We start from the raw sequence: 24,175 nt of genomic DNA on the forward strand, positions 1-24,175 counted from the left end.
GGAAATGAAAATATTTCCCATTTATTTGAATTTGTTTTTAATAAAATTGTATCTTGTTTAATAGATTGATAATTAATTAAAGCGATGAAAAAAACAAACTTTTTCCTTTCACTGCTGGCTTTAGCATTAGTAAGCTCATGTAGAACCAGTGATGAATTGACAACTGAACCTTCCAAGCAGGAAGAGGTTCACAACAAAATAGTGAATGTAACCCATCATGATGGCCGGCCTTTCAGTACAGGAAGCGGCTCAGGTTCTGCACAAAGTAAATTTACAGCCGGGCCGGGTGGTGGAGTTTTGATGCAAGGTTTTTACTGGGATGTTCCGGAAGGGGGTAACTGGTGGAATACCGTTAAAGACAAATTAACCGCATGGTCTACTGCCGGAATTGGAGCTGTATGGCTACCACCTGCATCAAAAGCTCAGAATGGGGCTTATTCTATGGGATATGATCCTACCGATTATTATGATTTTGGAGATTTTAATCAAAATGGAAGTACAGAAACCCGTTTCGGATCCAGAGCTGAACTGGAAGCATTGATTACCAAAGCGCATGCTGAAAACATGCAGGTGTATGCAGACATTGTAATCAATCACAACAGTGGCGGACAGTCTGAAGCCAATCCTTTTACAGGAACCAATACCTGGACTAATTTTTCTGGTGTGGCTTCCGGAAAATTCCAGAGAAACTACAATGACTTTTATAAAAACTCTTACGGGAATAATGATGAAGGGGCTTTTGGTGGCTTTCCGGATTTATGTCACGCTAATCCTCATGTGCAGGACTGGCTTTGGGGGAGAGATGATTCCGTGGCAAAATATTATAAAAACGTGATGAAATTTGATGGCTGGAGGTTTGATTACGTTAAAGGGTTCGGTCCGTGGGTAGTTAATACCTGGAATTCTAATGTAGGAGGATTTTCAGTTGGAGAATTATGGGATTCAAATGTCAACACATTGGAATGGTGGGCCAATAATGCCAACAGTTCCGTATTTGATTTTGCAGCTTATTATAAAATGGATGAAGCCTTTGATAATGGTAATTTAAATGCGTTGAATGATGATATGATGTGGAAAAGAAATCCATACAAAGCCGTCACTTTTGTGGCCAATCATGATACAGATATTATTTACAATAAAATGCCGGCCTATGCCTATATCCTAACCCATGAAGGTTATCCGACCATTTTTTACAGAGATTATGAAGAATGGTTAAACAAAGAAAGACTGAATAATCTGATCTGGATTCATAATAATAAAGCTACCGGAACAACTTCCATTCTGTATACTGATAACGATGAATATATTGCAAGACGTAACGGCTATAATGGTAATCCAGGGCTTGTTGTTTATATCAATACTTCTTCAAACTGGCAGGAAAGATGGATAGAAACGAATTGGAGCAGTCAGCAAATCAAAGATTTCACAGGAAATTCAAGTTGGTATCCAACAACTCAGGGTGATAAATGGGTGAAAATCCAATGCCCTCCGAATTCTTATTCTGTGTGGTCGCTTAATTTATAAGTAATGAGCAATGGGTAATTATTGATAATTGATAATTGATAATTGATAATTGATAATTGATAAAGCTGGTAAGAGACTATTCTTCAGTTTGATTTCCATTAAACATTAAACAGGAACACCTATCCGTCTTATTTGTCATTCCGTAGGAATCAATACAATGCATTAATATTGTAGCTAACTCTTACGGAATGATCTTTTTATAAGTTAAATGAAACGGTGTAAGAACAATTAATTACACCTGAATAAATTTTTTCTTCTGATGCTGATCAGGTAAATAACATTTCTGATTGGCCAGCTTCATTCTGTTTCTGGAAATAACATCATACACTTTGTCACTTAAAGATGCCGGCAGAATTTTCCCAACAAAGGAAAGTTTATAAACTCCTCCCAGTAAATTAGCAATTTCCAGTACAGCTCTTGATTTGATCTGATAATAACGTCCGGGTTTCCAAAGATACATCGTATTGAATACATTGGTTTCAAGCCCTCTTTCAGATAAAAACTGTTGTCCGAAATCAGATTGAAGAGAAGCAAACATGAATTGGTCTTTTTTGTCTCTCTCCAAAATCCATTGCACCCAGAAATTACAAACTCCGCAATCTCCGTCAAAAAAAACAATATGTTTATTTTCCCAACTTTCCATGACTTTATTTATTAAACATGATTCCTCTCTCAGTGTCTTCTTTTACTTTTTTGAAATATTGAACAAGATCTGCACGCTGCTCATCCGACAGTTTGGCATCCTGATGACCTAAATAATAAGATTCTAGCGGCATTTCTTTTTTCTCAACCATTTCTATACATTCTTCCAACTTATGAAGTTGTCTCTGAGGTTCATATACTGCAAAGGTAGAAAAATTAAGATTTTTTCTGCCTTCATCAATATTATTTTTTACCCACCATGAAGTTGGGGAAATACTGCTATACCATGGATATCTGGTTTCATTAGAGTGACAGTCATAGCAGGATGTTCTGAGGGTACGGGCAATTTTTTCCGGCGTATTTTTAATTTTTAGAAAGTCCATTCCCGGAGTAAGCGGTGGATTTGTTTTATCGATAGGGAAAAACTGGATGATAATAAAGGCAACGAGAATCACAACAATTATTTTTTTCATAGCAGATGTTCATGTTTGGTCAATATAAAGGTAGTTAATTTATTTTTAGTGGGAGAAAGCTGGAAGTTGGAAGAGAGGATGAAGGAAGAACTTTTAGAAATTGTTGAAATAGCGTGTTTTTTCAGTAATTATCAAATTACTTTTCATGATGCGATTAAACCTCCTTCTTCCAGCCTCCAACTTCCTTTTTCCTTTAAAATCTTACGTTGAGTAATTCTAAATTGGGCTGTATACAGCTGTTTTTATTTAAGTTAATCTGAAAAATGACTAACTTAATACCTCAATTATGTCTTGGCTTTTTAGCTGTTGAAAATATTTGTTTATAGTTTTTAACTATCGTTGAAATAAAAATTAATAGATTGTATTTATCGATCAAACGTTGTAGGTTTGTCATGTTCTTACAACAGAAAATTGAAACTGTATTAATCAACATAAAAAATAAAATAAACGACAATGGAAAAAGATTTGAATGACATCAGTAAATGCCCGTTTCATAACGGAACAATGAAGAAGAACGTAGCAGGCGGAGGAACCCAGAATTCTGATTGGTGGCCTGATCAGCTTAGAGTAGATCTTCTGCGTCAGCATTCTTCCCTTTCAGATCCTATGGATAAGGATTTTGATTATGCCAAAGCATTCGAAAGCCTTGATCTGGAGGCAGTAAAAAAAGATCTTCATGCATTGATGACAGACTCTCAGGATTGGTGGCCGGCGGACTTTGGTCATTATGGACCTCTGTTTATCCGTATGGCATGGCACAGTGCAGGTACGTATCGTGTAGGTGACGGAAGAGGTGGAGCAGGAGCCGGACAACAGCGTTTTGCACCATTAAACAGCTGGCCAGATAACGTAAGTCTTGATAAAGCAAGAAGATTATTATGGCCCATCAAACAAAAATATGGAAGAAACATTTCATGGGCAGACCTTTTGATTCTTACAGGGAATATCGCCCTTGAATCAATGGGCTTTAAAACATTCGGATTTGCAGGAGGACGTGCAGACGTTTGGGAACCGGATGCTGATATCTATTGGGGATCAGAAAAAACATGGCTGGGAGGCGACCTGCGTTATGCTCACGGTTCAGAAGGAGTAGCAGAAGGACAATCAGCCGTTCTTCCTACCGATGATAATGCAGACGGAGATATTCATTCAAGAAATCTTGAAAATCCATTGGCTGCCGTACAGATGGGACTTATTTATGTAAATCCGGAAGGTCCGGACGGAAATCCAGATCCTATTGCGGCTGCTAAAGATATCCGTGATACTTTCGGACGTATGGCAATGAATGATGAAGAAACCGTTGCTTTGATTGCCGGCGGACATACTTTTGGTAAAACCCATGGAGCAGGTCCTGCAGATCATGTAGGTAAAGAGCCTGAAGCTGCAGGAATTGAACAGCAGGGACTTGGATGGGCAAGCACTTATAAATCAGGAAGCGGAAAAGACGCTATTTCCAGTGGTCTGGAAGTAACCTGGACAGAAACTCCGACTCAATGGAGTAATTATTTCTTTAAAAATCTTTTTGAAAATGAATGGGAATTAACAAAAAGCCCTGCCGGAGCTCACCAATGGGTAGCTAAAGATGGAGCAGATATTATCCCAGATGCATTTGATTCTTCTAAAAAGCATAAACCAACCATGCTTACCACAGACCTTTCTTTGAGACTGGATCCTGTTTACGAAAAAATTTCAAGACATTTTTATGAAAACCCTGATGCTTTTGCCGATGCATTTTCAAGAGCATGGTTTAAACTGACTCACAGAGATATGGGACCACGTGCCCGTTATTTAGGTCCGGATGTACCACAGGAAGAACTGATCTGGCAGGATCCTATTCCGGAAGTGAATCATGAATTGGTTGATGGAAATGATATAGAAACATTGAAGTCAAAAGTATTAAATTCAGGATTAAGTAATGCTGAGCTGATCTCTACAGCGTGGGCTTCCGCTTCTACTTTCAGAGGAAGTGATAAACGTGGTGGTGCCAACGGAGCCAGAATCAGGCTGGAGCCTCAAAGAAACTGGGAAGTCAACAATCCTTCACAACTGAATAAAGTATTAAATGTTCTGGAAGGAATCCAGAAAGAATTCAACGATTCTCAGAACGGAGGTAAAAAAATATCATTAGCTGATCTGATTGTTTTAGCAGGTAATGCTGCAGTAGAAGTGGCTGCCAGAAATGCGGGTCAGGACGTAAAAGTTCCTTTTGCTCCGGGAAGAATGGATGCTTCTCAGGAACAGACGGATGTAGAATCTATGGGATATCTTGAGCCTGCAGCGGATGGATTCCGTAACTATCTGAAAAGAAAATACACGGTGTCTACCGAATCTTTATTGATTGATAAAGCACAGCTTTTAACTCTTACTGCCCCGGAATTGACTGTATTGATAGGAGGAATGCGTGCTTTAGATACGAACTTTGACGGTTCAAAACATGGCGTATTCACCAGCCGTCCGGGAGTTCTTACCAATGATTTCTTTGTGAATCTTCTGGATATGGGAACGCAATGGAAAGCAATGTCAGATGACAGAGAACTGTATATAGGAACTGACCGAAAAACAGGTCAGCCAAAATGGACAGCAACGCGTGCGGATCTTGTTTTTGGATCTAATTCTGAATTGAGAGCTATCGCTGAAGTATACGGAAGTGCTGATGCACAAGGTAAGTTTGTGAAAGACTTTGTGGCGGCATGGACGAAGATGATGAATCTGGACAGGTTTGATCTGGTCTAATAAAATGAAAATAAAGAGAGGCAGCTTTTAAGGCTGCCTCTTTTTATATATCGTATTCATATTTCATTTTATAATAAAAGAAGAAAACCACCCTTAAAAAAGGATGGTTTGTTAAACATGTAAATTTTATAATTATTTATTTTTGTCCTAAGATCTTTATCATATTCCCAGGACTAGTTATAAATTTCCGTTCGGGAAATAAGTTATAAAATTATCATCTTTTAATTAATTTCTTCTGTTCGAACCTCGATATCAATTTCTTCAAAATCATCGGGAGTTTCCTGAATGGGTTCTTGAAGTCTTATTCCATCAAGATAATAAGTTGTTCCTAAATAGATTTCATCGCCAAAAACAACTCCATCTATTTTTCTTTTAAAGCATTTCCCAGGATCTGCTTTAATTATATTGTCTGTCTGTGTCATATGTTATTATTATGTTATCGGATAAATTTTTGCGGCAAAATAGCTCCAGTTGGTTGCCGTTTTATAAGCAGAAACACTTGCTGCGGGTACATGAATTTCAATTTTACTAAGGTAGACGTTGTTATTTAATAAATTAGTTGATATTAAAATAGGAGGCGTTGTTGCTAAAATTTTAATTACTATTTTTTGAACACTATCTTGACCATCTTGTGGATTCAAAATCATACAACCATTTTCTATATAATTAATAGAAGCAGGAAAGATAATATTCATTTCCCTTTCACCAGTTCTTAATCTTAATCTTAAACCAAGGAAATCTATCCTTTCAAGACTTGTGCATGCTTGAAAATCAGCAAGATTAGTGACATAACCTGGAAGATTTGTAAGGGAAATATACATGTTAAACATATTTTCAAATATTCGAGTGATATAAGGAAGATTATAGATACCATCTACAGGATACATATAAATAAATGAAGATTGTTGGTAGATCTTAACATTTTTAAATAGATTAATATTTAAGTATATTCCACCAAACGGAGCAATACCTAATTCTTCAATCTTTTCAAAATTGGCATTTAAGGCAGATGCGTTGGCTAATTCAAAAGCACTATTTCCTATTTTTTTAACGTTAGGAGGAAAGAAAATGCTTAGCATTGTTTGATTACTAAAAGCATTATCCCCAATCGTCTCTACATTTGTAAAAAATCTAAATTCATCAAAATTCCCTAAAAGATGTGTTCCGGAATTAACATAAGGATTAAAAGTATTGGCAGGTATTTCAGTAACAGATCTTGCTTCTGAAAAACTTAATTCTTTATCACCATCAGTATCATAAAGTTTTAATAAAATATCTTTTTTTCTTGAATCACTAATTTGGATAAAATTAGTAATGTTTTTATAAGTAAATTTAAAATCTGGCCAGTTAGCTTCCATAAAAGTTTTATCCTCTGCATAAATGTTTGTAAAAGTCCATTTTCCTTCAACGATAGAATGTGGGGTTGTATTACCCGAATCATCAATTCCTTTAGCATTTATAAGTGGAAAAAAATTTTCACTAGAAGTACTACTTCCGTTTAAATTGTTAATTCTCAATCTAGCCAAATTTTTCAACGAAGTGGCAATATCATAAACATTAATCAAAGGACAATCCTTAATTACAAGAGTTGTTATAGAACTTGCAGTAAAAGTTAAATTAGAATTTTTAATAAATTTTTGATTATCCAAAATCAAAGTATTGGCTGTATTTGGCAAAATTAAAGAAAAGAGCAACCCGCCTTTAGGTAACAATACAGAGGTTATTCCTGTTCCTGCAGCGGAAATATTTTTAATACTTGTACAACCAGTTAAATCTATTGATTGTTTTAAATTTGGGCAATTTGAAATATCTAATTCTTCTAAAATTGTATTATTACCAATAAACAAGTTTCTCAAATTTTGATTTGAATAACCGGAAATTTGACTTCCTATTCGTAATTTTGACAAATTCGTCGCTTTGGAAACATCTAAAGTACCAAGATACTTTCCTGACAAATCTCCAAGATCTTTAATTGCAGATGCACCATAAATAATAGTTTCCGTGTCGTTAAAAGTAATAGCCGGAGCTTGAACTAAGGATGCAACATTTTTTCTAAGCCTCGCACGGTTGATATAGGAACCAAACTTAATTTTAGTATACCCGTCTTTTTGAGCAGTTAGTAAAAAATTAGCGTTGGGAGTAACTACAGGCGTGCCCGAAGGTGTATAAAGTCTCATTGTGATATAATCAGAAGAGAAAGTAGAGGTATCATACTTTCCGTCCATATATCTGAATCTGTTTAATAGCCAATAATTCCTGTGCGATTTTCTTGAACCTTGTGCGGGGTATAAATAACTTCCATTCCCGGCAACAACCAAAGGGTCTATATATTTATATTTCGCATCTTCATTAAAAATACTTTCCGCCCATTTGTCAGATTCTAATGTATTAAAATAAGTGTTGCACTTATCATAAGTCAGAATTCCTGAAGTTCTCATTTTCTGATACAAAGCCGTAATTTCAGTATCAAAAGCCACTTCAACCAGTTTCCAAAGCTCTGAAAGCGCGCCATTCCAGACAAAACCACTTCCTACTTGGTCGTGAGCCTCTACCCAGTAATCATATACATTGTGGCCTTCGTTATTAAGCCCTAAAACCGTATCATTATCATAAAAAATAAGATACCAACGTTTGTTTCCCTGCGCATTTGGATACATGGCAAACATTTGATTTTTAGCGCGCTGATCGACCATTGCAAAAAACTCAGTGAAGACATAATAAAACAGTAAAAACTGAATGTTAAAATGATCTGGAGCCTCGGTTTTGAATTTTACAGGATTATTTTTGCAACTCACAATCCATGTATGCAAAGCTTCAAGATTCGAAGTATCTTCATTATTTTCCGGATATCTTCCCTCAAAATCATTTTTCCATAAATGCTTACCATTTTCGTCTACACTTTGAAAATCTGTAGCAATAAATAATGTATTATCTGACGTATTGTTTAAAAATTCCCAACATTCCTGACCACCTGTAAAACCCGTTGTTGCTTCATTTGACTTGTCATTGTTAAAATTATATTTCCCTAAGAAAATACGCTCCGAATCTGGTGTTGCTCTGTGAAATATAAGCATTGGAAACCCGTCCATCGTAGTACGGATATTAGGATCAATTAATTGTGGTGGAACCAAATAACCCAATTGATTTAAAGAATCTTGTGCAAGCCTCGCCAAACCAATGTTGTGAGAACCTGAAGATTCCATGAAGTCAGCTTTAAAAGTAAATGTCTTTTCCGCCAATGAATTGTCACGAAGCTTGTATTTTGAAGAATTTATTTCACCATTTTTAAAACCTCCATTAAATTTGATTTTAAAGTTTTTTCGGGGATAATATTGTGATGATGTACCCTGAACATCAATGCTCGCATTTACATAAGAAAACGATTTTGTAGGATCCTGAGCATTTTCATACTCTCCAACAATTGTTTTTTTATCGCCTTTATAAGTTGGCAAATCTCCAACAATGGTTAAGCATGGAATTGATTGTAAACATTTATCGTAGGACAAATTTCCGAATGCATCGTACAATTTATTTCTCTCGTAAATGTTGACTTTTTCAACCAGGTTATCCATGTCAGCGATGTAATTCGACAACATCTGATCGGCGTTTAGGTTATTATTATACACCCGAATATTATATAGATTAATATTACAATCACTGCTTCCGATGGTAATGTTTTGAGGAGCTTGTTGTAAAAAGCTGTCTAGTGAATTATACTGATATAGTGAAGATATAATTCCATTGATATACACAAATACCAATCTTTGATCTGCAACCTTTGTAACGACTACACTTACGCGAATCCTTTCATCTTCTTTAAAAAATATGGACGTGCCGTCCTGCTCAGAACTGAACGAAAACGAATTTGAGGTAGCAACAAATCCAACATTTCCATTTTTACAAGAAAAAATAGTACTGTCACTGTTTTTTATATCTGAAGTTGAAAATTCAAATTCTAATGTTTTACCACCTGTTTTAAAATCATTTTCAAAAATCTTGAAAGGAATCTCAACCCTTGCATTTCCGCTCACTTTAAGCGCCACAGAACCCTTTGAATCTTGAATCCACCCATTGGTGCTGAAATCAAAATCAGTAAGAGTACATGACAGGTTTTTGTATTTCCACTCGTTTTTGTTAATCTCTGAATTGCTTCTGTTTCTACTGCTTAAAAATAATTCCAAGCCTAACGTTTCGGCTTCAACTTGAATATCGAAGGCAGTTACAACTACTGAAGTATTTTTCGTGACATTGCCACATTTAAAAGTTACAGTGTGTGCACCTGAGTCCGAAAATGTATAGGTGAACTTCTGCAAACTTCTATTTATAAGTAATTCAGAAACCTTCACTCCATCCACTAAAATCTCAACATCGCTATAATTTGACGATGGTGAATACACCAGATATTCAATCGAAGCTGGAGCATATTGATTAGCAACAACATTATTTGCTGAGGAAACCAAAGGCGTTAAATTACCGGCAACAACGCTGATGATATCTGTAAATAAGTGATTGCTTTCAATGATCTCTCCTGACAAATCAGCGGTCATATACACCTCTAAAATATGAACTCCGTGCGACTGTGCAGGAATTTCATAAAGAAGCTCTTTGTTATTTATTGAAGTAACTACAGACGGAAGATCTGATCCATTTAATTTGAAATGAATCGTCTTCTCTACATTCCCGGTTGGAATATATCGAAAAATGATTGGTCCCGAATTAATAGTGGTCTTGTCGTATGTGGTACTTAAAGCAAGTGCTATTGTTTGAATATCATATTTTAATTTTCTATTATTTCCATAACTATCTGTGATACTAAGCGTTATTGTATTGTCTCCTGCCAAAATATATGGCGTGATATCTATATCATTGGCTCCCTGATTAATATTTTTATTAAATAGGATCGTGTTTCCTTTTAAAATACTCGCAGTTCCTCCGCCAGTCTCACTACCATCAACGCTGTCGATGGATGACCACGAAAAAACTATTCTAACTTCACTTCCAAATGATTTTACGAACGATGCAGGTATTTCAGATTTTGCGCGGAAAACAATTCCATTGCCTCCTCCGGTTCCACCACCAGTTCCGTATTCACTTTCTGACTTTTCTCCTAAAGCTGAATATGCAATCTGTTTAATGATTTTTCCATTTTCATTTTTAATGAAAAACATGACGGGATAAATGAAATTATCTGCAACTTCTTTATCTGATCTTTCATAATTTGTAAAATAAATTCTTCCTGTATTTCTCATTTTAATCTTCTTGTGTTAAATCAATAAAACCATCTGTTCCACCTCCAGGCATATTAACCTCCAGAACAGACCAAACAAAACCGTCAAAGGAAATTATTCCGAAATTTTCAATCGTAACTCCTGAAGCATTTTCGTAAACTCCACTCCCTGCCCAAAACCATTTTGCTGATCCCGGCTTAATAATAATATTATCAGTAGGCCTTAAAATTCCTCCAAAGGAAGAATTTGCTCCTGAACCTTTAAGTAATTCTATCTGCTCCCTGTTTTCTTTGATATAGTCTACGATTTTCTGAAGCTTATCAAAGTTATCATCATTCGAGGTTAGTATTTCGCTGATTTTTGCAGTCAGCTCAAACATTTCATTATCTTTTGCCTGAAGTATATTTACAATTTCCTCGATTTGCTCCTTTGTATAGACATTTCCTGTTTCTTCACCATTGTCTATAGTGGCTGCTGGTTTGATCTTTAATTTTTCTTTCCATTCTTCTACATTTCTGGCAGTAAGATTGGATGCATTAAGTCTTGCGAGCACTAAATCGTGTGCTCCTTCATCTTGCAGATGATTTGTAAAAGTTGTGCTGGATACCGTTTTTTGAAAAGTTTCATTTAAACCCGTTACCTCATCCATCCTGATATTTTCATCTAAATGACGGAATGAAGAAAAGGTCTGCTGAAACTGATGTTCTGTGGGAATATCACCCTTTTCAAACCAGCTAAATATTGTTTTTAATGGTACTTTCATTATTATTGATAATTAGTTTTTATAAGATTGATAATTTGAGGGAGAGTCTGTTCTTGACAGACTTAATGTAGTTAAATAGAATTGTGTTTTTTGAACAGTTATTGATTTTTGGCCTCTTTTATCGCACTGTCAATTAGTGAATTATTAATATGGTTACAGCTTAGAAAACATATGTTTTTGCAATGTTTTTTTTGTAATTTTATTTTAAATCAACTCCATTCTTTTATATTTTTTCTACGCTGTTTTCTTGGTATATTTTTCTGACTTCAATGATCATTTACATTCTTTAGAGTGCAAATTTCATTGTTTTCCGGTCGTTATAAAAGTTTTTTGACCTCGCTATTCTGTAGTTGCAGTAACAAGTATTTTTAACCGAAATAAGACGGGAGTATTTTATAGTAGTACCATAAATATCAATCTCAAAAGTTGTGGATGTAGTGTTAAGTTTTAAATTTGGAATATGTATATTCCTGATGAGCTAGTAAAACTCTTGCTTCAGAATTTTTAGTAGAGTACTTTGATAATAGAAGAAGAAGAAGAAGAAGAAGAAGAAGTTGATGGAGTGATGGGAAAACGGGTTCTACTTCATATCAAAAGAAGGGGATGGATTGATAAAACCACTGGAGAATCTATCAATAATGAATCATTATAGAGAAATCTTAGCCTTTTTTAACCAAAGAAGCACTGATGCTTTTGCTGAATCTTTTAATGCTAAAATCAAAAACTTCAGAATGCAGCATAGAGGGGTAAAGGATAGGTCATTTTTCTTTTTTAGAATTAACCAAACTTTTTGCTTAGCCCACAACTTTTGTGCTTGATCCTTTTTATGATTAATTCACTATCTACCTTTTTAATTTTCGAAAGGGAACAAAAAACAAAAACCATCCTTAAAAAAGGATGGTTTGTAGACCCACAGGGATTCGAACCCCAGATGACTGAACCAAAATCAGTAGTGTTACCGCTACACCATGGGTCTGTTTCTATGCCGCGAAATTATAGAAATTATTTTAAATATGAAAATCTAAATTAAAGATTAATTAACATAATAAGGATGCAAAACGCTTTACTTATTGATATCCAAATAATTATTTTTTAATAAAAATTTAAAAAAAAATCTGCTTCTCCTAGTAAATAGGAGATTTGTGGATATTATCTGTTCAATTGGAAGAGTACGGTTAACGTTAATTTATCAGATAGATAATACATCTCACCTCTTTTTCCCAGCTTCCATCTGTTAAATAATAAAACCCTATCTTTGCAAAAAATTGGGCTCCAAAAGTTGGAGTAACCCATTAATAACATATCCTTGAGCAAAGCAAAAGGATTATTAAACATTTTTTATGTCAAATATTGTTGCAATCGTTGGACGTCCCAACGTAGGAAAATCCACGCTTTTTAACCGTTTATTAGAAAGAAGAGAAGCTATTGTAGATTCTACAGCTGGTGTTACCAGAGACCGTCACTATGGAAAATCAGACTGGAACGGAGTAGACTTTACCGTAATTGATACCGGAGGTTATGATGTAGGTACAGATGATATCTTCGAAGAGGAAATCCGTAAACAGGTACAATTAGCGGTGGATGAAGCCACTTCTATTATCTTTATGATGAACGTAGAAGAAGGGCTTACCGATACAGATCACGAAATCTACAGACTTCTTAGAAGATCCAACAAACCAATTTATATCGTTATCAATAAAGTAGATTCTGCAAAGGAAGAACTTCCTGCAACAGAATTCTATCAGCTAGGAATTGATAAATATTATACACTTTCTTCTGCTACAGGTTCTGGAACGGGAGATTTATTAGATGATATCGTTAAAGATTTTCCTACTACAGAATATAAAGATCCATTTGAAGGATTACCTAAAATCACGATTGCAGGTCGTCCAAACGTAGGAAAATCTACAATGACCAATGCTTTATTGGATGTTGAAAGAAATATTGTAACCGATATTGCAGGAACTACAAGAGACAGTATCCAGACTTTATATAACAAATTCGGACACGAGTTTGTATTGGTAGATACGGCGGGGATGCGAAGAAAGTCTAAGGTAAATGAAGATCTTGAATTCTACTCTGTAATGAGATCGATCCGTTCTATTGAATATTCTGACGTTGTGATCATCATGGTGGATGCTACACAGGGTTGGGAATCTCAGGATATGAATATCTTCGGTTTAGCTCAGAAAAACAGAAAAGGAATTGTAATCCTTGTGAATAAGTGGGATTTGATCGAAGACAAGCAGACCAATACGATGCGTGATTTCGAAAAATCAATCAAAGATAAAATTGGTCAGTTCCAGGATATTCCAATCCTATTCGTTTCAGCTTTGACGAAGCAGAGAATCTTAAAAGCTGTAGAAGTAGCCATGGAGGTTTATGAAGACCGTAAGAAGAAAATTAAGACTTCAAAACTGAATGAAGTAATGCTTCCGATCTTCGAACAGACACCACCACCAGCGTTGAAAGGAAAATACATTAAAATCAAATATTGTGTACAGCTTCCTACACCTTCACCACAGTTTGTATTCTTCTGTAACCTTCCACAATATGTGAAAGAACCGTATAAGAGATTTACTGAAAACCAGTTGAGAAAACAATTCGGGTTTACCGGAGTTCCGATTGAAGTTTATTTCAGACAAAAATAATAAGAACTTATGTTCACGAAAACTCCGGCAAGCGAAGCTTGCCGGAGTTTTTTATACCATCAGAACGGACTTCTCCTTAAGTGCAATCTTTCAATTCGTTTTTTAGTTGTAATTTTGCAGCAATTAATATCTGAAATTAAAATAAAAATTTTCATGCTTACTATTTTATCGCTACACTTTTCTCTGGTCAACGAATGGATTAACGAACTTAGAAACGTTACGATCCAGCACGACCGAATGAGATTCAGAAGGAATATGGAAAGAATCGGGGAGATTGCCGCTTTTGAAATCAGTAAAGGACTGGAGTATAGAGAAGTTGAAATTCAAACTCCTTTAGATACAATAAAAAGCAGAGAAATTGCCGTACAGCCGGTTATTACAACCATTTTAAGAGCAGGAGTTCCATTATTCGAAGGAATTCTTAACTATTTAGACAGAGCAGACTGTGGTTTTGTAGCAGCATACAGAAAACACGATGCTAACGATTATTTCTCAATCAAACAGGATTATCTTACCTGTCCTAGTATCGAAGGCAGACCTTTGATCGTAGCAGATCCTATGTTGGCAACAGGAGCTTCTTTAATTGAAGCGATCAAGGATTTGCTTACCAACGGAAATCCAACCCAGCTTCACATCGTAGCAGCCATTGCTTCAAAACAAGGAGTTGAAACAGTTCAGAACGCTTATCCTGAAGCGCACATCTGGGTAGGAGCCATTGATGAACATTTGACTTCAAAAGGATATATCACTCCAGGATTAGGAGATGCCGGAGACTTGAGCTACGGAGAAAAACTTCAGAGATAATTTAAGAAAGATTCCAGAAATCTTTTATTAAATTCAATAATAAATCAGGTCGTACTTTATCCATAGGATGCTTTGTGTCCGGAAGTACGGCCAGTTTTGCGTTTGGAAGGCTTCTGTACACTCTCATACTCTCTTCAATAGTGACCATATTATCTTTATCTCCCACCATAATTTGAGTTGGAGTAGTAATCGTGGCAAAATTATTTTCCAGAGGAGGATTTTTACCTAAATCAACCATTAGATCAGCAATAGCCGGAAGAAGTTGTTTCCATTTTGTTCCGTGTTGTGATTCTAAAAGCTGAGCATACTGCGGAATTTTTTCAAGAATAATATCAGGATTAAGCATTTTACTTTCTTTTAAAGCCTCTTCCTCAGTCCAATCGAACTTTGTTCCCAATGTTATAATAGAATTTACATTTTCAGGGTTTTCCATGGCATAACAAAGCGCTACATAACCACCCATACTATGTCCGAAAATTGATACTTCAGTCAAATTGTTCACCTTACAATATTCAGATAATTCCTGAGTATATTTTTCAATATTGATGCCACCAGCAGGGAGCTCCTGATCTCCGTGTCCTGAAAATAAAGGGGTGTGTACCGTGAAATATTGGGACAGTGTATTTAGATAAGGTTTAAAAATGTCGCTGTGACCTAAGGCTCCGTGCAGTAAAAGCAGATTTGGCATAGTTGTATAGTTTCCGGAAAATTAGGAAAAAGAATTGAATGGTGAAAATGGGTGGTATATAGAGTAAGAGTGCTTGAGAATGGGAGAGTTTGAGTGGGTTTTTACCTGATAATATTTTTGAAGATGATCTCCACACCTCGTCTTCCGCCTCAAATATCCACAGCTATCACCAATACACTTACTTTATTGTCACCAGCATTTAAAATCTCCCACGCAACTGATGAAACAGTATTTCCTGTAGTAAAAACATCATCAATCAGGAGGATATGCTTTCCGGAAACAGGTTGGGTAACTGAAAATGTATTAGTGGTCTTCAGCCTGTGTTTTTTGTCTTTTAAAGCCTGAGCTTTGGAATAATGATTTCTTTTGACTAATTCATGATCAAACGGAATATCATAAAATTCTGATAATGTTTCTGTGAATAAATGAAGCTGATTATATCCCCGTTCTCTTAATTTCTTTGGATGGAGTGGTACAGTTACTAAAAGATCAGGATGGTCATCTCTAAAATCCAAACGATCTATCATCCACTCTGCAAGAATCTTTCCTATACTTTCCCTGCTTCTGTATTTTAGTTCATGGATAATCTGCCGGCTTAAACTTTCCTCTTCAAACTGAATTAAAGAAAACGCATTTTCAACCGGAAAAAATAAACTGCATTTTTCCTTGACTGGATTATTTTCAAAATAATTGTAATGGGTAAAATGAATCTGGCTGAAACAAAGGCCACAAACCAATAGTTCTGGATCAATGATTGTGTTGCAGTGGATGCAGCGGTTGGGAAACAATATATCTAATATCATAGTGTGTTTTTACTAAGATAGAAAATAATTGTCAAATTTTGCTTTGCAAAGCCAATGTTGAATTATTATTAACGCTAATGTTCACAAAGTTTGTTATTTTGTATTGTTCTCAAGGGCATTTCATTTAGCAAGGGAAAAGCCTTTTTGTTGCTGAGTGTAACGTCTTGGCGAGCAAAATATTCTAAAATTATAATAGAAAACTTTGTGATCTCTGCGTTTAAGATGAAAATAAGTTATTGTGGATTTTACCCAAGTCCATTACTTACAACTTACAACTTACAACTTACAACTCACACTCCACATAAAATTCACGAGCGAAGCGTATTGACGATTCACTATTCACTTACTAATTCTCAAATCTCTTCCTGATCTTCTCCACAGAGCTCTTCATACTCATATTAAAATGTTCCTTTTCCAGTCTCACAGGGGGTGCCTGTCTTACTTCGCAATCTGCAATACTGCAGGATTCGCAGGTGACTCCTACATTGATGGTTTTTAAAGAAGGAGATTTGATAAACCCTATTTTCTTTATTGTTTGAGAATTCAAGAGAATCCCCAGGCAATAACTTCTGTTGCTTCCATCTGAGAAGGGATTTTTTTGTGAAGTAGAAATCACAAGATAGCTTATTCCCTGATCCTTATAGTGAGAAACCTGAGCATCCGTAAGGGTTTCATTTTCTTTTAAATCACCAAGGTTTTTTACCGCAATCCATCTTCTGCAATAATGTTCATTGGTAGCATTGGCGTGAGGAGCTTGTTGATGGTTAAGATGAAGCTCCTTTAAAATCTGAATCTTATCCGAATTTTTCTTTTTTACCAGACATAGATAGAACAGATCTTTGATTCCCATTTCAGCCGAGAGGATGTTGGTCAGCCGGTAATAAAATGTTTCAGGCGAGTGGGTGAAACTGCTGATAAGACTCTCAAAATTTTTAGGTTCCCACGTATTTTGCTGGAAAAATTCTGCGGTCTTTTCAATGACAGGTTCTTTTGAAATGAGCAATGCACCTGCGAAATAAGACGCGTAAAAGTTATTCAGAATTTCTTCAAAGCTTCCGAAATCAAGCCACGAATATGTATTGGGACGGTTTTTTAATTCCAGTACATTGAAGCCGATTTCTTTAGCCAGAATGAATGTTTTCTGATCCTTTTCCAGTTTTTGATTCAGAAGTAAAAGTTTTTTCTCAGGAATGAAAAGAGAGCGGAGATTATCCAGAGTTCCATATTTTTCAAAATCTTCAGACTGAATGGAGTAACTGAATTTTTCTGCAAGAATTGCCTCCAGGATGTCAGACTTTAGATCTTTTCCGGGTTGTAACTGATTTTCCCGGGTAAACAGATCAACCTTTTCTTCAATTTCCGGAAAATAGTTATCATATAACTCCTGAAATGACCTTAAGACGGCAAAATAAAATCTTTCCTTACCAAGATTGTAATTCTGAGAAATTTCGATCAGTGCATTGATAAAAGCCGTTACTTTTTTAGGAGCATCACTAATAATACTGATTAGGTTGTTCTTATTGATTCCAAACAGCTCTAGTGGGACTTCTTTGAAGAAATCAGACTGAAGAATTTCGTTGAATGGGGCCAGACTTTTATCCAGCTTGGTAGAAACAAGATCATCGAAAGTGCAGCTGAGTGCTTCAGAAAGCTGAATAATTTTATCGTGTTTGGGATACTTTTTCCCATTCTCAATTTCGTTGAGGTAAGATTTTGATAATCCTGTCTTTACAGCAAGGTCCTGCAGAGACCAGTTTTTCTTTTGTCTCTGCTGTTTCAGTTTTAGCCCGAAAACTGTTTTGATAAAGTCGCTTTCTGAATTCATTACTTCAAATATAAATAATTAGATGCGATTATTCGCATAATAATTTTTTAAATAAATTTAGCGAACGTTCGCTGTTTGTGAAAATTTTTATTTATGTTTGTAACATCAAATCATAAAATCAATAAGTTATGGAAACAAAGACTCAATTAGAAATAAAGTCACAGAAGCAGTTTGAGGAAGTATTTACTCCAGATTTGGCAGATTTTCTGATTTCGCTTCATCAGCACTTTAATGATAAAAGACTTGAACTTTTAGAAGAAAGAAAAATTACTCAGCAAAATTTTGATAAAGGAAATCTTCCTGAGTTCTTGAAAGAAACAGCAGACATCCGGAAAGGAAATTGGGTATGTGCTCCGCTTCCTGAAGATATGTTGGATAGAAGAGTAGAAATTACCGGTCCTGTTGACCGCAAAATGATTATCAATGCCCTGAATTCCGGAGCTTCTACATTTATGGCCGACTTTGAAGACAGCAGCTCGCCAGTGTGGGAAAACTGTATTCAGGGACAGATTAATCTTTCTGATGCCATTAACCGGACTATTGATTTTGTCAACGAAAAAGGAAAAGCTTACACCCTTAATGAAAAAACGGCTGTTTTACAGGTTCGTCCAAGAGGGCTTCATCTTCCGGAGAAACATATTGAAATCAACGGAGAAAAAGCTTCCGGATCACTGACTGATTTTGGAATTTATTTTTTCAGAAATGCAAAACAACTTTTGGAAAACGGAAGTGGCCCTTATTTTTACCTTCCAAAATTAGAACACTATAAAGAAGCCCGATGGTGGAATGAAGTTTTTGTTTTTGCCCAAAACTATCTCGGAATTCCGAAGGGAACTATTAAAGCTACTGTTTTAATAGAAACCATTACTGCTTCATTTCAGATTGATGAAATTTTATTTGAATTAAAAGAACATAGCGCAGGATTGAATTGCGGAAGATGGGATTATATTTTCTCCTACATTAAAAAATTCAGAAACCTTAGCGAATTTATAGTTCCGGACAGAGATCAGGTGACTATGACCTCTCCTTTTATGAGTGCCTATTCAAAAAGAGTGATCGAAATCTGTCATAAACGAAATGTCCATGCAATCGGTGGAATGGCAGCCCAGATCCCTGTAAAAGACGATGATGAAGCTAATCGTATTGCTTTTGAAAAAGTAAAAAATGATAAAGAAAGAGAAGTGAAAAATGGTCATGACGGAACTTGGGTTGCACATCCGGCCTTGGTACCTGTAGCAAAAGAAGTTTTTGACCAGTATATGCCTTCCAAAAATCAGATCGATAAAAAATTCGAATACCATATAACAGAAAGCCAGTTGCTGGAAATTCCTAAAGGTGATATTACCGAAAAAGGAATCCGAAAAAATATCAATGTAGGAATTCTTTATCTGGAAAGCTGGCTGATGGGAACTGGCGCAGCCGCCATTTATAATCTCATGGAAGATGCAGCTACTGCTGAGATTTCAAGAACACAAATCTGGCAATGGCTGAAAAACGAAGCGGTCCTGATTGACGATAGAACATTAACCCGAAGTATGGTATTACAGTGGGAAAAAGAGGAAATGGACAATATTGAAAAGTATGTAGGAGAAATCCGTTTCCAAAACGGAAAATTCAACCTTGCCAAAGAACTTTTCAATGAATTGATTTTCTGTGAAAAGTTTGAAGAATTTCTAACCCTTAAAGCATATCCTTTTATATAGTTTGAGAGTGAGAGAGTAGGAGTGTCCGAAAGTTTGAGAATCATATCTCGAAACCTTGTACCCCGAATCCCGTATCTCGAAACCTTAAATCTAATCAAACAAAATCCAAATATTATGAAAACAAGACAAGAACAAATCCAGGCTATAGAGCAAGATTGGCTGACAAATCCACGTTGGCACGGTGTAAAAAGACCTTATACGGCAGAAGAAGTTCTTAAACTTCGCGGTTCTTATACCATTGAATACACTATTGCGACAGAAATGTCCAAAAAATTCTGGGATAAATTGAATACTCAGGATTATGTGGCAGGGCTTGGTGCATTAACGGGTAATCAGGCAGTGCAGGAAGTAGATGCAGGTCTGGAAGCAATATACCTTTCAGGATGGCAGGTGGCTGCAGACGCCAATCTATCTGGGGAAATGTATCCTGATCAGTCATTGTATCCAGCCAATTCAGTACCTTCAGTGGTAAAGAAAATTAATAATGCTTTATTGAGAGCAGATCAGGTGCAGTCGGTAAGCGGATCAGGAAATAAAGAATATCTTGTGCCTATCATTGCCGACGCCGAAGCTGGTTTTGGAGGCAATCTGAATGCTTTTGAGCTGATGAAACAGATGATTGAAGCAGGAGCAGCTGGTGTACATTTTGAAGATCAGCTTTCTTCGGCCAAAAAATGTGGACACTTAGGAGGAAAAGTATTGGTGCCTACACAGGAAGCAGTCAATAAACTGATTGCGGCACGTCTGGCTGCTGATGTACTTGGAGTTCCGAGTCTCATTATAGCAAGAACAGATGCGGATGCAGCAGATTTACTGACCTCCGATATTGATGACAGAGATAAGAAATTCGTTACAGGAGAGAGAACTTCCGAAGGATTTTACGTGGTAAGAAATGGAGTAGAACAAGGCATCGACAGAGGACTGTCTTATGCTCCCTATGCAGATCTTATCTGGATGGAAACTTCAAATCCCGACCTGGAACAAGCCAAAAGGTTTGCAGAAGGAATTCATGCGAAATTCCCGGGAAAAATGCTGGCTTATAACTGTTCACCTTCATTCAATTGGGCAGCAAAACTGAGTGTGGAAGAAATGTCTACTTTCCGTGAAGAGTTGGCTAAAATGGGATACAAATTTCAGTTTATTACCCTTGCAGGATTCCATGCCTTGAACACCGCTATGTTTGAATTGGCATTAGCTTATAAAGAAAGAGGAATGGCAGGATACTCAGAACTTCAGGAGCGTGAGTTTGCATTACAGCACAAAGGATTCAGAGCAGTGAAACATCAGTCTTTTGTAGGAACAGGATATTTTGATGAAGTACAGAATATTGTGACCAACGGCTCTTCAGCTACTGTAGCGATGAAAGATTCTACAGAAACGGCACAATTCCATTAGTCGTTTTTCCATATTTTTTTGATGTTAAACCTTCTCGTTTGTGGGAAGGTTTTTCTTTTGTTTAAAGGGCTTTGAAACTGTTTTTACAATATGTATATTTCAAAATAGTAAAGAAATAAATGCGACATGATAAGTAATTGAAATTTGAATTATATTTGGGGCTGGAAAAAATATTATTAAAAATGAATTTAATTAAAGTACTTTTTATTACATTAGGATTAACGCTTACTGCAAATGCTGCAAATGCTCAACAGAAGGTTGGAAGTGTAAACACAGAGGATATTTTTGCAAGTTTATCTGAAGTAACCACTATAGGAACTACTATTGATAATCTGACTAAGTCTAAGCAGGCTGAAATTGAAAAAATGATCGGTGATTATCAGACTAAATTGAAAGCAGCACAGGCTAAAGAAAAGACTCTTAGTGAAGCCAACAAAGAAGCTGTGACTAAAGAACTGATGGCAGCACAAACAGAGTTGCAGACTTTAGGTAAAAAAATAGAAGATTCAAGAGCACAGGCTGCTAAAGATATTTCAGCTAAGCAAAGTGAATTGTACACTCCTTTACAACAAAAGGTAAAGAGCGTTATTTCTGCTGTTGCTAAAGAAAGAGGATTGAATTTTATCTTCGATACATCATTCCATGAATCTAATAATTTAGTTTACACAGATGGAAGTGAAGATATCACAGCTCTGGTAAAAACCAAATTAGGAGCTACAGCAACGCCTGCAAAACCTGCTGGAAAGTCTAAATAAGAAATTCAATATACTGAATATTATACCGGGATCAGAACTTATGATCCCGTTTTTTTATGTATAAAAGTGTTGGGTTGAATGAAGAAATTTTATTTTAAAATGATACATTTGAGTAAACTTTAAGCAGAATGAATTTAATGTACGAAAAACAAATAAAGGTAACAGAAGATCATATTGATCAGAATAATCATGTGAATAACGTACAATATGTGCACTGGGTGGAGGAAGTAGCAGCGGAACACTGGGATCTTCTGAAACAGCAAACAGAATATGTAAACGATGCCTGGATGCTTCTGGATCATCATATCCGATATAAAAAACAGGTTTATCTGGATGATATCATTACGGTAAGAACTTATCCTCTGACTCCCGAAGGAGCCAAACAGCCAAGAAAAGTTGAGTTCTATTGCAATGAAGAACTTGTGGTAGACTCAAGTACGCTTTGGATTCTGTTCGATCCTGAAACCAAAAAAATAAAACGTCTGGAAAACGACTGGCTGGAGAAGTTTTTTTAGCTATATAACCCTAAATCAAAAACTAAATACACATGAAATTCTCTTATTCACTGGCTTTACTCTTGTTAAGCATAATAGGCTATGGTCAGGAAAATCCTTACTGGTTTACAGATGATATCAAAAAAAAGGTAGCAGACTCTACCCAAAGTCAATCCTGGAGAAGCCAGATGACAGCAACATACTACTCAATAAGCGGACAATATAAACCGGCATTGGAAAGTTGGGATGAGACTTTTGGACGTGTAAAAAAGTTGAGTACTGAAGATAGTCTGAGATTCACAAAATTAATCCCTGTCAATGCAAAAGATTATATCTTAGCCAGAGCTGCCAGTGAACAGATTATCATCATTAATGAAGCTCATCATAATGCCAGTCACAGAGCATTTGCCTCTTCCTTACTCCAAGGGTTGTATGACAAAGGCTACAGATATTTGGGCCTCGAAACATTGGCGAGTGATTCTTTAAATATTACAAAATTTGCTGCTCTCAGTAGCGGATATTATTCCAAAGAACCGGAATTTGGAAATTTTATCTACAATGCTTTGAAAATTGGATTTAAACTTTTCCCCTACGAAGCAGAAGGAAATAACAAAGAAAGAGAAATTGGAGAAGCAAAAAATATCTTCGATTTTATGCAGAAAAATAAAGATGGCAAATATCTCATCTACTGCGGTTATCAGCATGCTTATGAAGGTATTCATAAATCCTGGGAGAAAACAATGGCAGGACGACTTTCAGACCTTACGGAGATCAATCCTTTTACGATTGATCAGACTCAGTTTTCAGAAAAAAGTAGCCTGAAATTTAATGACCCTCTTTTAAGACTTGTGAAAAATACTGTCCCTGTTGTTTTAAAAGATCAGAATCATGGAATATACAATGGGGAAGACAAAGAGTTGTATACCGATATTAAAATCATTCATCCCGTTACAAAATATGTTGAAGGCAGACCCAATTGGATGTTGAACAAAAACAGAAAGTTTTATAAAATTCCAGCCTCTAAAGTTTCGATATATCCGGCCTTGGTTTTAGCATACAGAAAAGGAGAGTTTGAAAAACAGGGAATTCCTGCTGATACTATTGAGCTCAAAACGTCCAATGACAGTCGTTTTTTAATCCTGGATAAAGGTAATTATGAAATTGTTATCAAAGACAAAGAGTATAAAGTCATTAATAGATTTGAAAAAAAGATAAAATAATAGCTAGAATAGCTTGATAAAAAAGGGTAATGAAAAATAAGTTAAGAAAAATAACTGTCAATGCTGTAGAATACTTGTATTTAGTTGCAGATCAATATTATTTCGAATCTAAAACTAATACTTTGACTGTAAAAGTTTTTTTAAACGGACAAAAACAAACCCCTTTAATCATCAAATTTATGACTGTCAATGATTATGTGATGGGACAACCTTTAAAGTCAGGGGTAAAGTTATTTAATAAAATAAAAAACACTGAAGAGGTGGTTAATCTTAATGAGCCTAAATATATTAAAGAGCTTATTGTTCTTGGATTAAAGGATGGATGGTCAGGAACTAATTTAATAATAATAAAAAACGGACTTAATTATTTGAGTGAATTAGGCTTTCAAACCGATCAATTAAAACCAGAAAATAACAAATAATTTTTTTCCTAAATGTAATACAAAAAGGCCCGCAGTTGTTTTTAATAAGGAA

20 protein-coding genes and 1 tRNA gene are annotated in these 24,175 nt (G+C 35.8%); 12 read left to right on the forward strand and 9 right to left on the reverse strand.

The annotated features are described in order from the left end of the window. Positions 1 to 84: 84 nt before the first annotated feature. Positions 85 to 1,524: an alpha-amylase gene (locus tag KBP46_RS19280; RefSeq protein WP_123279217.1), complete on the forward strand. Its 1,440-nt coding sequence runs from the start codon at positions 85 to 87 to the stop codon at positions 1,522 to 1,524. A 232-nt stretch (positions 1,525 to 1,756) separates the two neighbouring features. Here the strand turns inward: KBP46_RS19280 and KBP46_RS19285 are convergent, their stop codons facing one another. Then, a complete protein-coding gene (locus KBP46_RS19285; RefSeq protein ID WP_120232147.1) occupies positions 1,757 to 2,167 on the reverse strand; it encodes a thiol-disulfide oxidoreductase DCC family protein in 411 nt (136 codons plus the stop codon). A gap of 4 nt (positions 2,168 to 2,171) precedes the next feature. Next, complete coding sequence (locus tag KBP46_RS19290) at positions 2,172 to 2,639, reverse strand: heme-binding domain-containing protein (RefSeq protein ID WP_062676178.1); 468 nt, start codon at positions 2,637 to 2,639, stop codon at positions 2,172 to 2,174. Between the two features lie 453 nt (positions 2,640 to 3,092). On the opposite strand from KBP46_RS19290, the gene katG reads away from it, so the two are divergent. Beyond that, entirely contained in the window at positions 3,093 to 5,372 is a 2,280-nt protein-coding gene (gene katG, locus KBP46_RS19295; RefSeq protein ID WP_216443933.1) for a catalase/peroxidase HPI, read from the forward strand. Between the two features lie 221 nt (positions 5,373 to 5,593). Here the strand turns inward: katG and KBP46_RS19300 are convergent, their stop codons facing one another. From KBP46_RS19300 to KBP46_RS19310, 3 genes are read right to left on the reverse strand one after another with little or no spacing between them, the layout of a single operon-like run. Continuing rightward, entirely contained in the window at positions 5,594 to 5,794 is a 201-nt protein-coding gene (locus tag KBP46_RS19300; protein WP_062676176.1) for a hypothetical protein, read from the reverse strand. Between the two features lie 9 nt (positions 5,795 to 5,803). After that, a complete protein-coding gene (locus tag KBP46_RS19305) occupies positions 5,804 to 10,621 on the reverse strand; it encodes a leucine-rich repeat protein (protein ID WP_216443934.1) in 4,818 nt (1,605 codons plus the stop codon). A 1-nt stretch (position 10,622) separates the two neighbouring features. Beyond that, positions 10,623 to 11,363 (reverse strand): hypothetical protein, encoded by a 741-nt coding sequence (locus KBP46_RS19310; RefSeq protein ID WP_216443935.1) that lies wholly within the window; start codon positions 11,361 to 11,363, stop codon positions 10,623 to 10,625. Positions 11,364 to 11,880: 517 nt separating this feature from the next. On the opposite strand from KBP46_RS19310, the gene KBP46_RS24060 reads away from it, so the two are divergent. Further along, positions 11,881 to 12,015, forward strand: coding sequence for a hypothetical protein (locus KBP46_RS24060; RefSeq protein ID WP_301285861.1), 135 nt, complete (start codon positions 11,881 to 11,883; stop codon positions 12,013 to 12,015). Beyond that, the gene (locus KBP46_RS19315; protein ID WP_216443936.1) at positions 12,002 to 12,181 is read left to right on the forward strand and encodes a transposase; all 180 of its coding nucleotides are present in this window, start codon (positions 12,002 to 12,004) and stop codon (positions 12,179 to 12,181) included. Before KBP46_RS24060 ends, KBP46_RS19315 begins: the two co-directional genes overlap by 14 nt. Before the next feature lie 87 nt (positions 12,182 to 12,268). Here KBP46_RS19315 and KBP46_RS19320 read toward each other — a convergent pair. Next, positions 12,269 to 12,339 (reverse strand) — tRNA-Gln (locus KBP46_RS19320). A 364-nt stretch (positions 12,340 to 12,703) separates the two neighbouring features. On the opposite strand from KBP46_RS19320, the gene der reads away from it, so the two are divergent. Both der and upp read left to right on the forward strand, forming a co-directional pair. Next, positions 12,704 to 14,014: a ribosome biogenesis GTPase Der gene (gene der, locus KBP46_RS19325; protein ID WP_062676152.1), complete on the forward strand. Its 1,311-nt coding sequence runs from the start codon at positions 12,704 to 12,706 to the stop codon at positions 14,012 to 14,014. A 153-nt stretch (positions 14,015 to 14,167) separates the two neighbouring features. Continuing rightward, entirely contained in the window at positions 14,168 to 14,818 is a 651-nt protein-coding gene (gene upp / locus KBP46_RS19330) for a uracil phosphoribosyltransferase (RefSeq protein ID WP_216443937.1), read from the forward strand. 1 nt (position 14,819) lies between these two features. Here the strand turns inward: upp and KBP46_RS19335 are convergent, their stop codons facing one another. The 3 genes from KBP46_RS19335 to KBP46_RS19345 all read right to left on the reverse strand — a co-directional run bounded on the left by KBP46_RS19335 (position 14,820) and on the right by KBP46_RS19345 (position 18,134). Further along, positions 14,820 to 15,506 (reverse strand): alpha/beta fold hydrolase, encoded by a 687-nt coding sequence (locus KBP46_RS19335; RefSeq protein ID WP_216443938.1) that lies wholly within the window; start codon positions 15,504 to 15,506, stop codon positions 14,820 to 14,822. Between the two features lie 149 nt (positions 15,507 to 15,655). Beyond that, complete coding sequence (locus KBP46_RS19340; RefSeq protein ID WP_216443939.1) at positions 15,656 to 16,309, reverse strand: ComF family protein; 654 nt, start codon at positions 16,307 to 16,309, stop codon at positions 15,656 to 15,658. Positions 16,310 to 16,655: 346 nt separating this feature from the next. Next, the gene (locus KBP46_RS19345) at positions 16,656 to 18,134 is read right to left on the reverse strand and encodes a helix-turn-helix domain-containing protein (protein ID WP_216443940.1); all 1,479 of its coding nucleotides are present in this window, start codon (positions 18,132 to 18,134) and stop codon (positions 16,656 to 16,658) included. Between the two features lie 128 nt (positions 18,135 to 18,262). Here KBP46_RS19345 and aceB point away from each other — a divergent pair, with 128 nt between their 5' ends. The 6 genes from aceB to KBP46_RS19375 all read left to right on the forward strand — a co-directional run bounded on the left by aceB (position 18,263) and on the right by KBP46_RS19375 (position 24,123). Continuing rightward, on the forward strand, positions 18,263 to 19,837 hold the full coding sequence (aceB, locus tag KBP46_RS19350; protein WP_216443941.1) for a malate synthase A: 1,575 nt from the start codon (positions 18,263 to 18,265) through the stop codon (positions 19,835 to 19,837). A gap of 111 nt (positions 19,838 to 19,948) precedes the next feature. Then, positions 19,949 to 21,232, forward strand: a complete 1,284-nt coding sequence (gene aceA, locus KBP46_RS19355) for an isocitrate lyase (RefSeq protein ID WP_346563532.1) — start codon at positions 19,949 to 19,951, stop codon at positions 21,230 to 21,232. A 182-nt stretch (positions 21,233 to 21,414) separates the two neighbouring features. Further along, positions 21,415 to 21,987, forward strand: coding sequence for an OmpH family outer membrane protein (locus KBP46_RS19360; protein WP_120232135.1), 573 nt, complete (start codon positions 21,415 to 21,417; stop codon positions 21,985 to 21,987). A gap of 128 nt (positions 21,988 to 22,115) precedes the next feature. After that, the gene (locus KBP46_RS19365) at positions 22,116 to 22,502 is read left to right on the forward strand and encodes a thioesterase family protein (RefSeq protein WP_120232134.1); all 387 of its coding nucleotides are present in this window, start codon (positions 22,116 to 22,118) and stop codon (positions 22,500 to 22,502) included. Between the two features lie 32 nt (positions 22,503 to 22,534). Then, complete coding sequence (locus tag KBP46_RS19370; protein WP_216443942.1) at positions 22,535 to 23,701, forward strand: hypothetical protein; 1,167 nt, start codon at positions 22,535 to 22,537, stop codon at positions 23,699 to 23,701. A 29-nt stretch (positions 23,702 to 23,730) separates the two neighbouring features. After that, positions 23,731 to 24,123 (forward strand): hypothetical protein, encoded by a 393-nt coding sequence (locus KBP46_RS19375; protein ID WP_062676142.1) that lies wholly within the window; start codon positions 23,731 to 23,733, stop codon positions 24,121 to 24,123. Positions 24,124 to 24,175 lie beyond the last annotated feature (52 nt).

It is taken from the genome of Chryseobacterium sp. PCH239 (assembly GCF_018924625.1).
GTDB classification, from domain to species: Bacteria; Bacteroidota; Bacteroidia; order Flavobacteriales; family Weeksellaceae; genus Chryseobacterium; species Chryseobacterium cucumeris.

What these genes read in the sequence shown, in the direction of transcription:
- KBP46_RS19280 (WP_123279217.1), top strand. Translation starts at nt 85, where the DNA reads ATGAAAAAAACAAACTTTTTCCTTTCACTGCTGGCTTTAGCATTAGTA.
- KBP46_RS19285 (WP_120232147.1), bottom strand. Translation starts at nt 2,167, where the DNA reads ATGGAAAGTTGGGAAAATAAACATATTGTTTTTTTTGACGGAGATTGC.
- KBP46_RS19290 (WP_062676178.1), bottom strand. Translation starts at nt 2,639, where the DNA reads ATGAAAAAAATAATTGTTGTGATTCTCGTTGCCTTTATTATCATCCAG.
- katG (WP_216443933.1), top strand. Translation starts at nt 3,093, where the DNA reads ATGGAAAAAGATTTGAATGACATCAGTAAATGCCCGTTTCATAACGGA.
- KBP46_RS19300 (WP_062676176.1), bottom strand. Translation starts at nt 5,794, where the DNA reads ATGACACAGACAGACAATATAATTAAAGCAGATCCTGGGAAATGCTTT.
- KBP46_RS19305 (WP_216443934.1), bottom strand. Translation starts at nt 10,621, where the DNA reads ATGAGAAATACAGGAAGAATTTATTTTACAAATTATGAAAGATCAGAT.
- KBP46_RS19310 (WP_216443935.1), bottom strand. Translation starts at nt 11,363, where the DNA reads ATGAAAGTACCATTAAAAACAATATTTAGCTGGTTTGAAAAGGGTGAT.
- KBP46_RS19315 (WP_216443936.1), top strand. Translation starts at nt 12,002, where the DNA reads ATGAATCATTATAGAGAAATCTTAGCCTTTTTTAACCAAAGAAGCACT.
- der (WP_062676152.1), top strand. Translation starts at nt 12,704, where the DNA reads ATGTCAAATATTGTTGCAATCGTTGGACGTCCCAACGTAGGAAAATCC.
- upp (WP_216443937.1), top strand. Translation starts at nt 14,168, where the DNA reads ATGCTTACTATTTTATCGCTACACTTTTCTCTGGTCAACGAATGGATT.
- KBP46_RS19335 (WP_216443938.1), bottom strand. Translation starts at nt 15,506, where the DNA reads ATGCCAAATCTGCTTTTACTGCACGGAGCCTTAGGTCACAGCGACATT.
- KBP46_RS19340 (WP_216443939.1), bottom strand. Translation starts at nt 16,309, where the DNA reads ATGATATTAGATATATTGTTTCCCAACCGCTGCATCCACTGCAACACA.
- KBP46_RS19345 (WP_216443940.1), bottom strand. Translation starts at nt 18,134, where the DNA reads ATGAATTCAGAAAGCGACTTTATCAAAACAGTTTTCGGGCTAAAACTG.
- aceB (WP_216443941.1), top strand. Translation starts at nt 18,263, where the DNA reads ATGGAAACAAAGACTCAATTAGAAATAAAGTCACAGAAGCAGTTTGAG.
- KBP46_RS19360 (WP_120232135.1), top strand. Translation starts at nt 21,415, where the DNA reads ATGAATTTAATTAAAGTACTTTTTATTACATTAGGATTAACGCTTACT.
- KBP46_RS19365 (WP_120232134.1), top strand. Translation starts at nt 22,116, where the DNA reads ATGAATTTAATGTACGAAAAACAAATAAAGGTAACAGAAGATCATATT.
- KBP46_RS19370 (WP_216443942.1), top strand. Translation starts at nt 22,535, where the DNA reads ATGAAATTCTCTTATTCACTGGCTTTACTCTTGTTAAGCATAATAGGC.
- KBP46_RS19375 (WP_062676142.1), top strand. Translation starts at nt 23,731, where the DNA reads ATGAAAAATAAGTTAAGAAAAATAACTGTCAATGCTGTAGAATACTTG.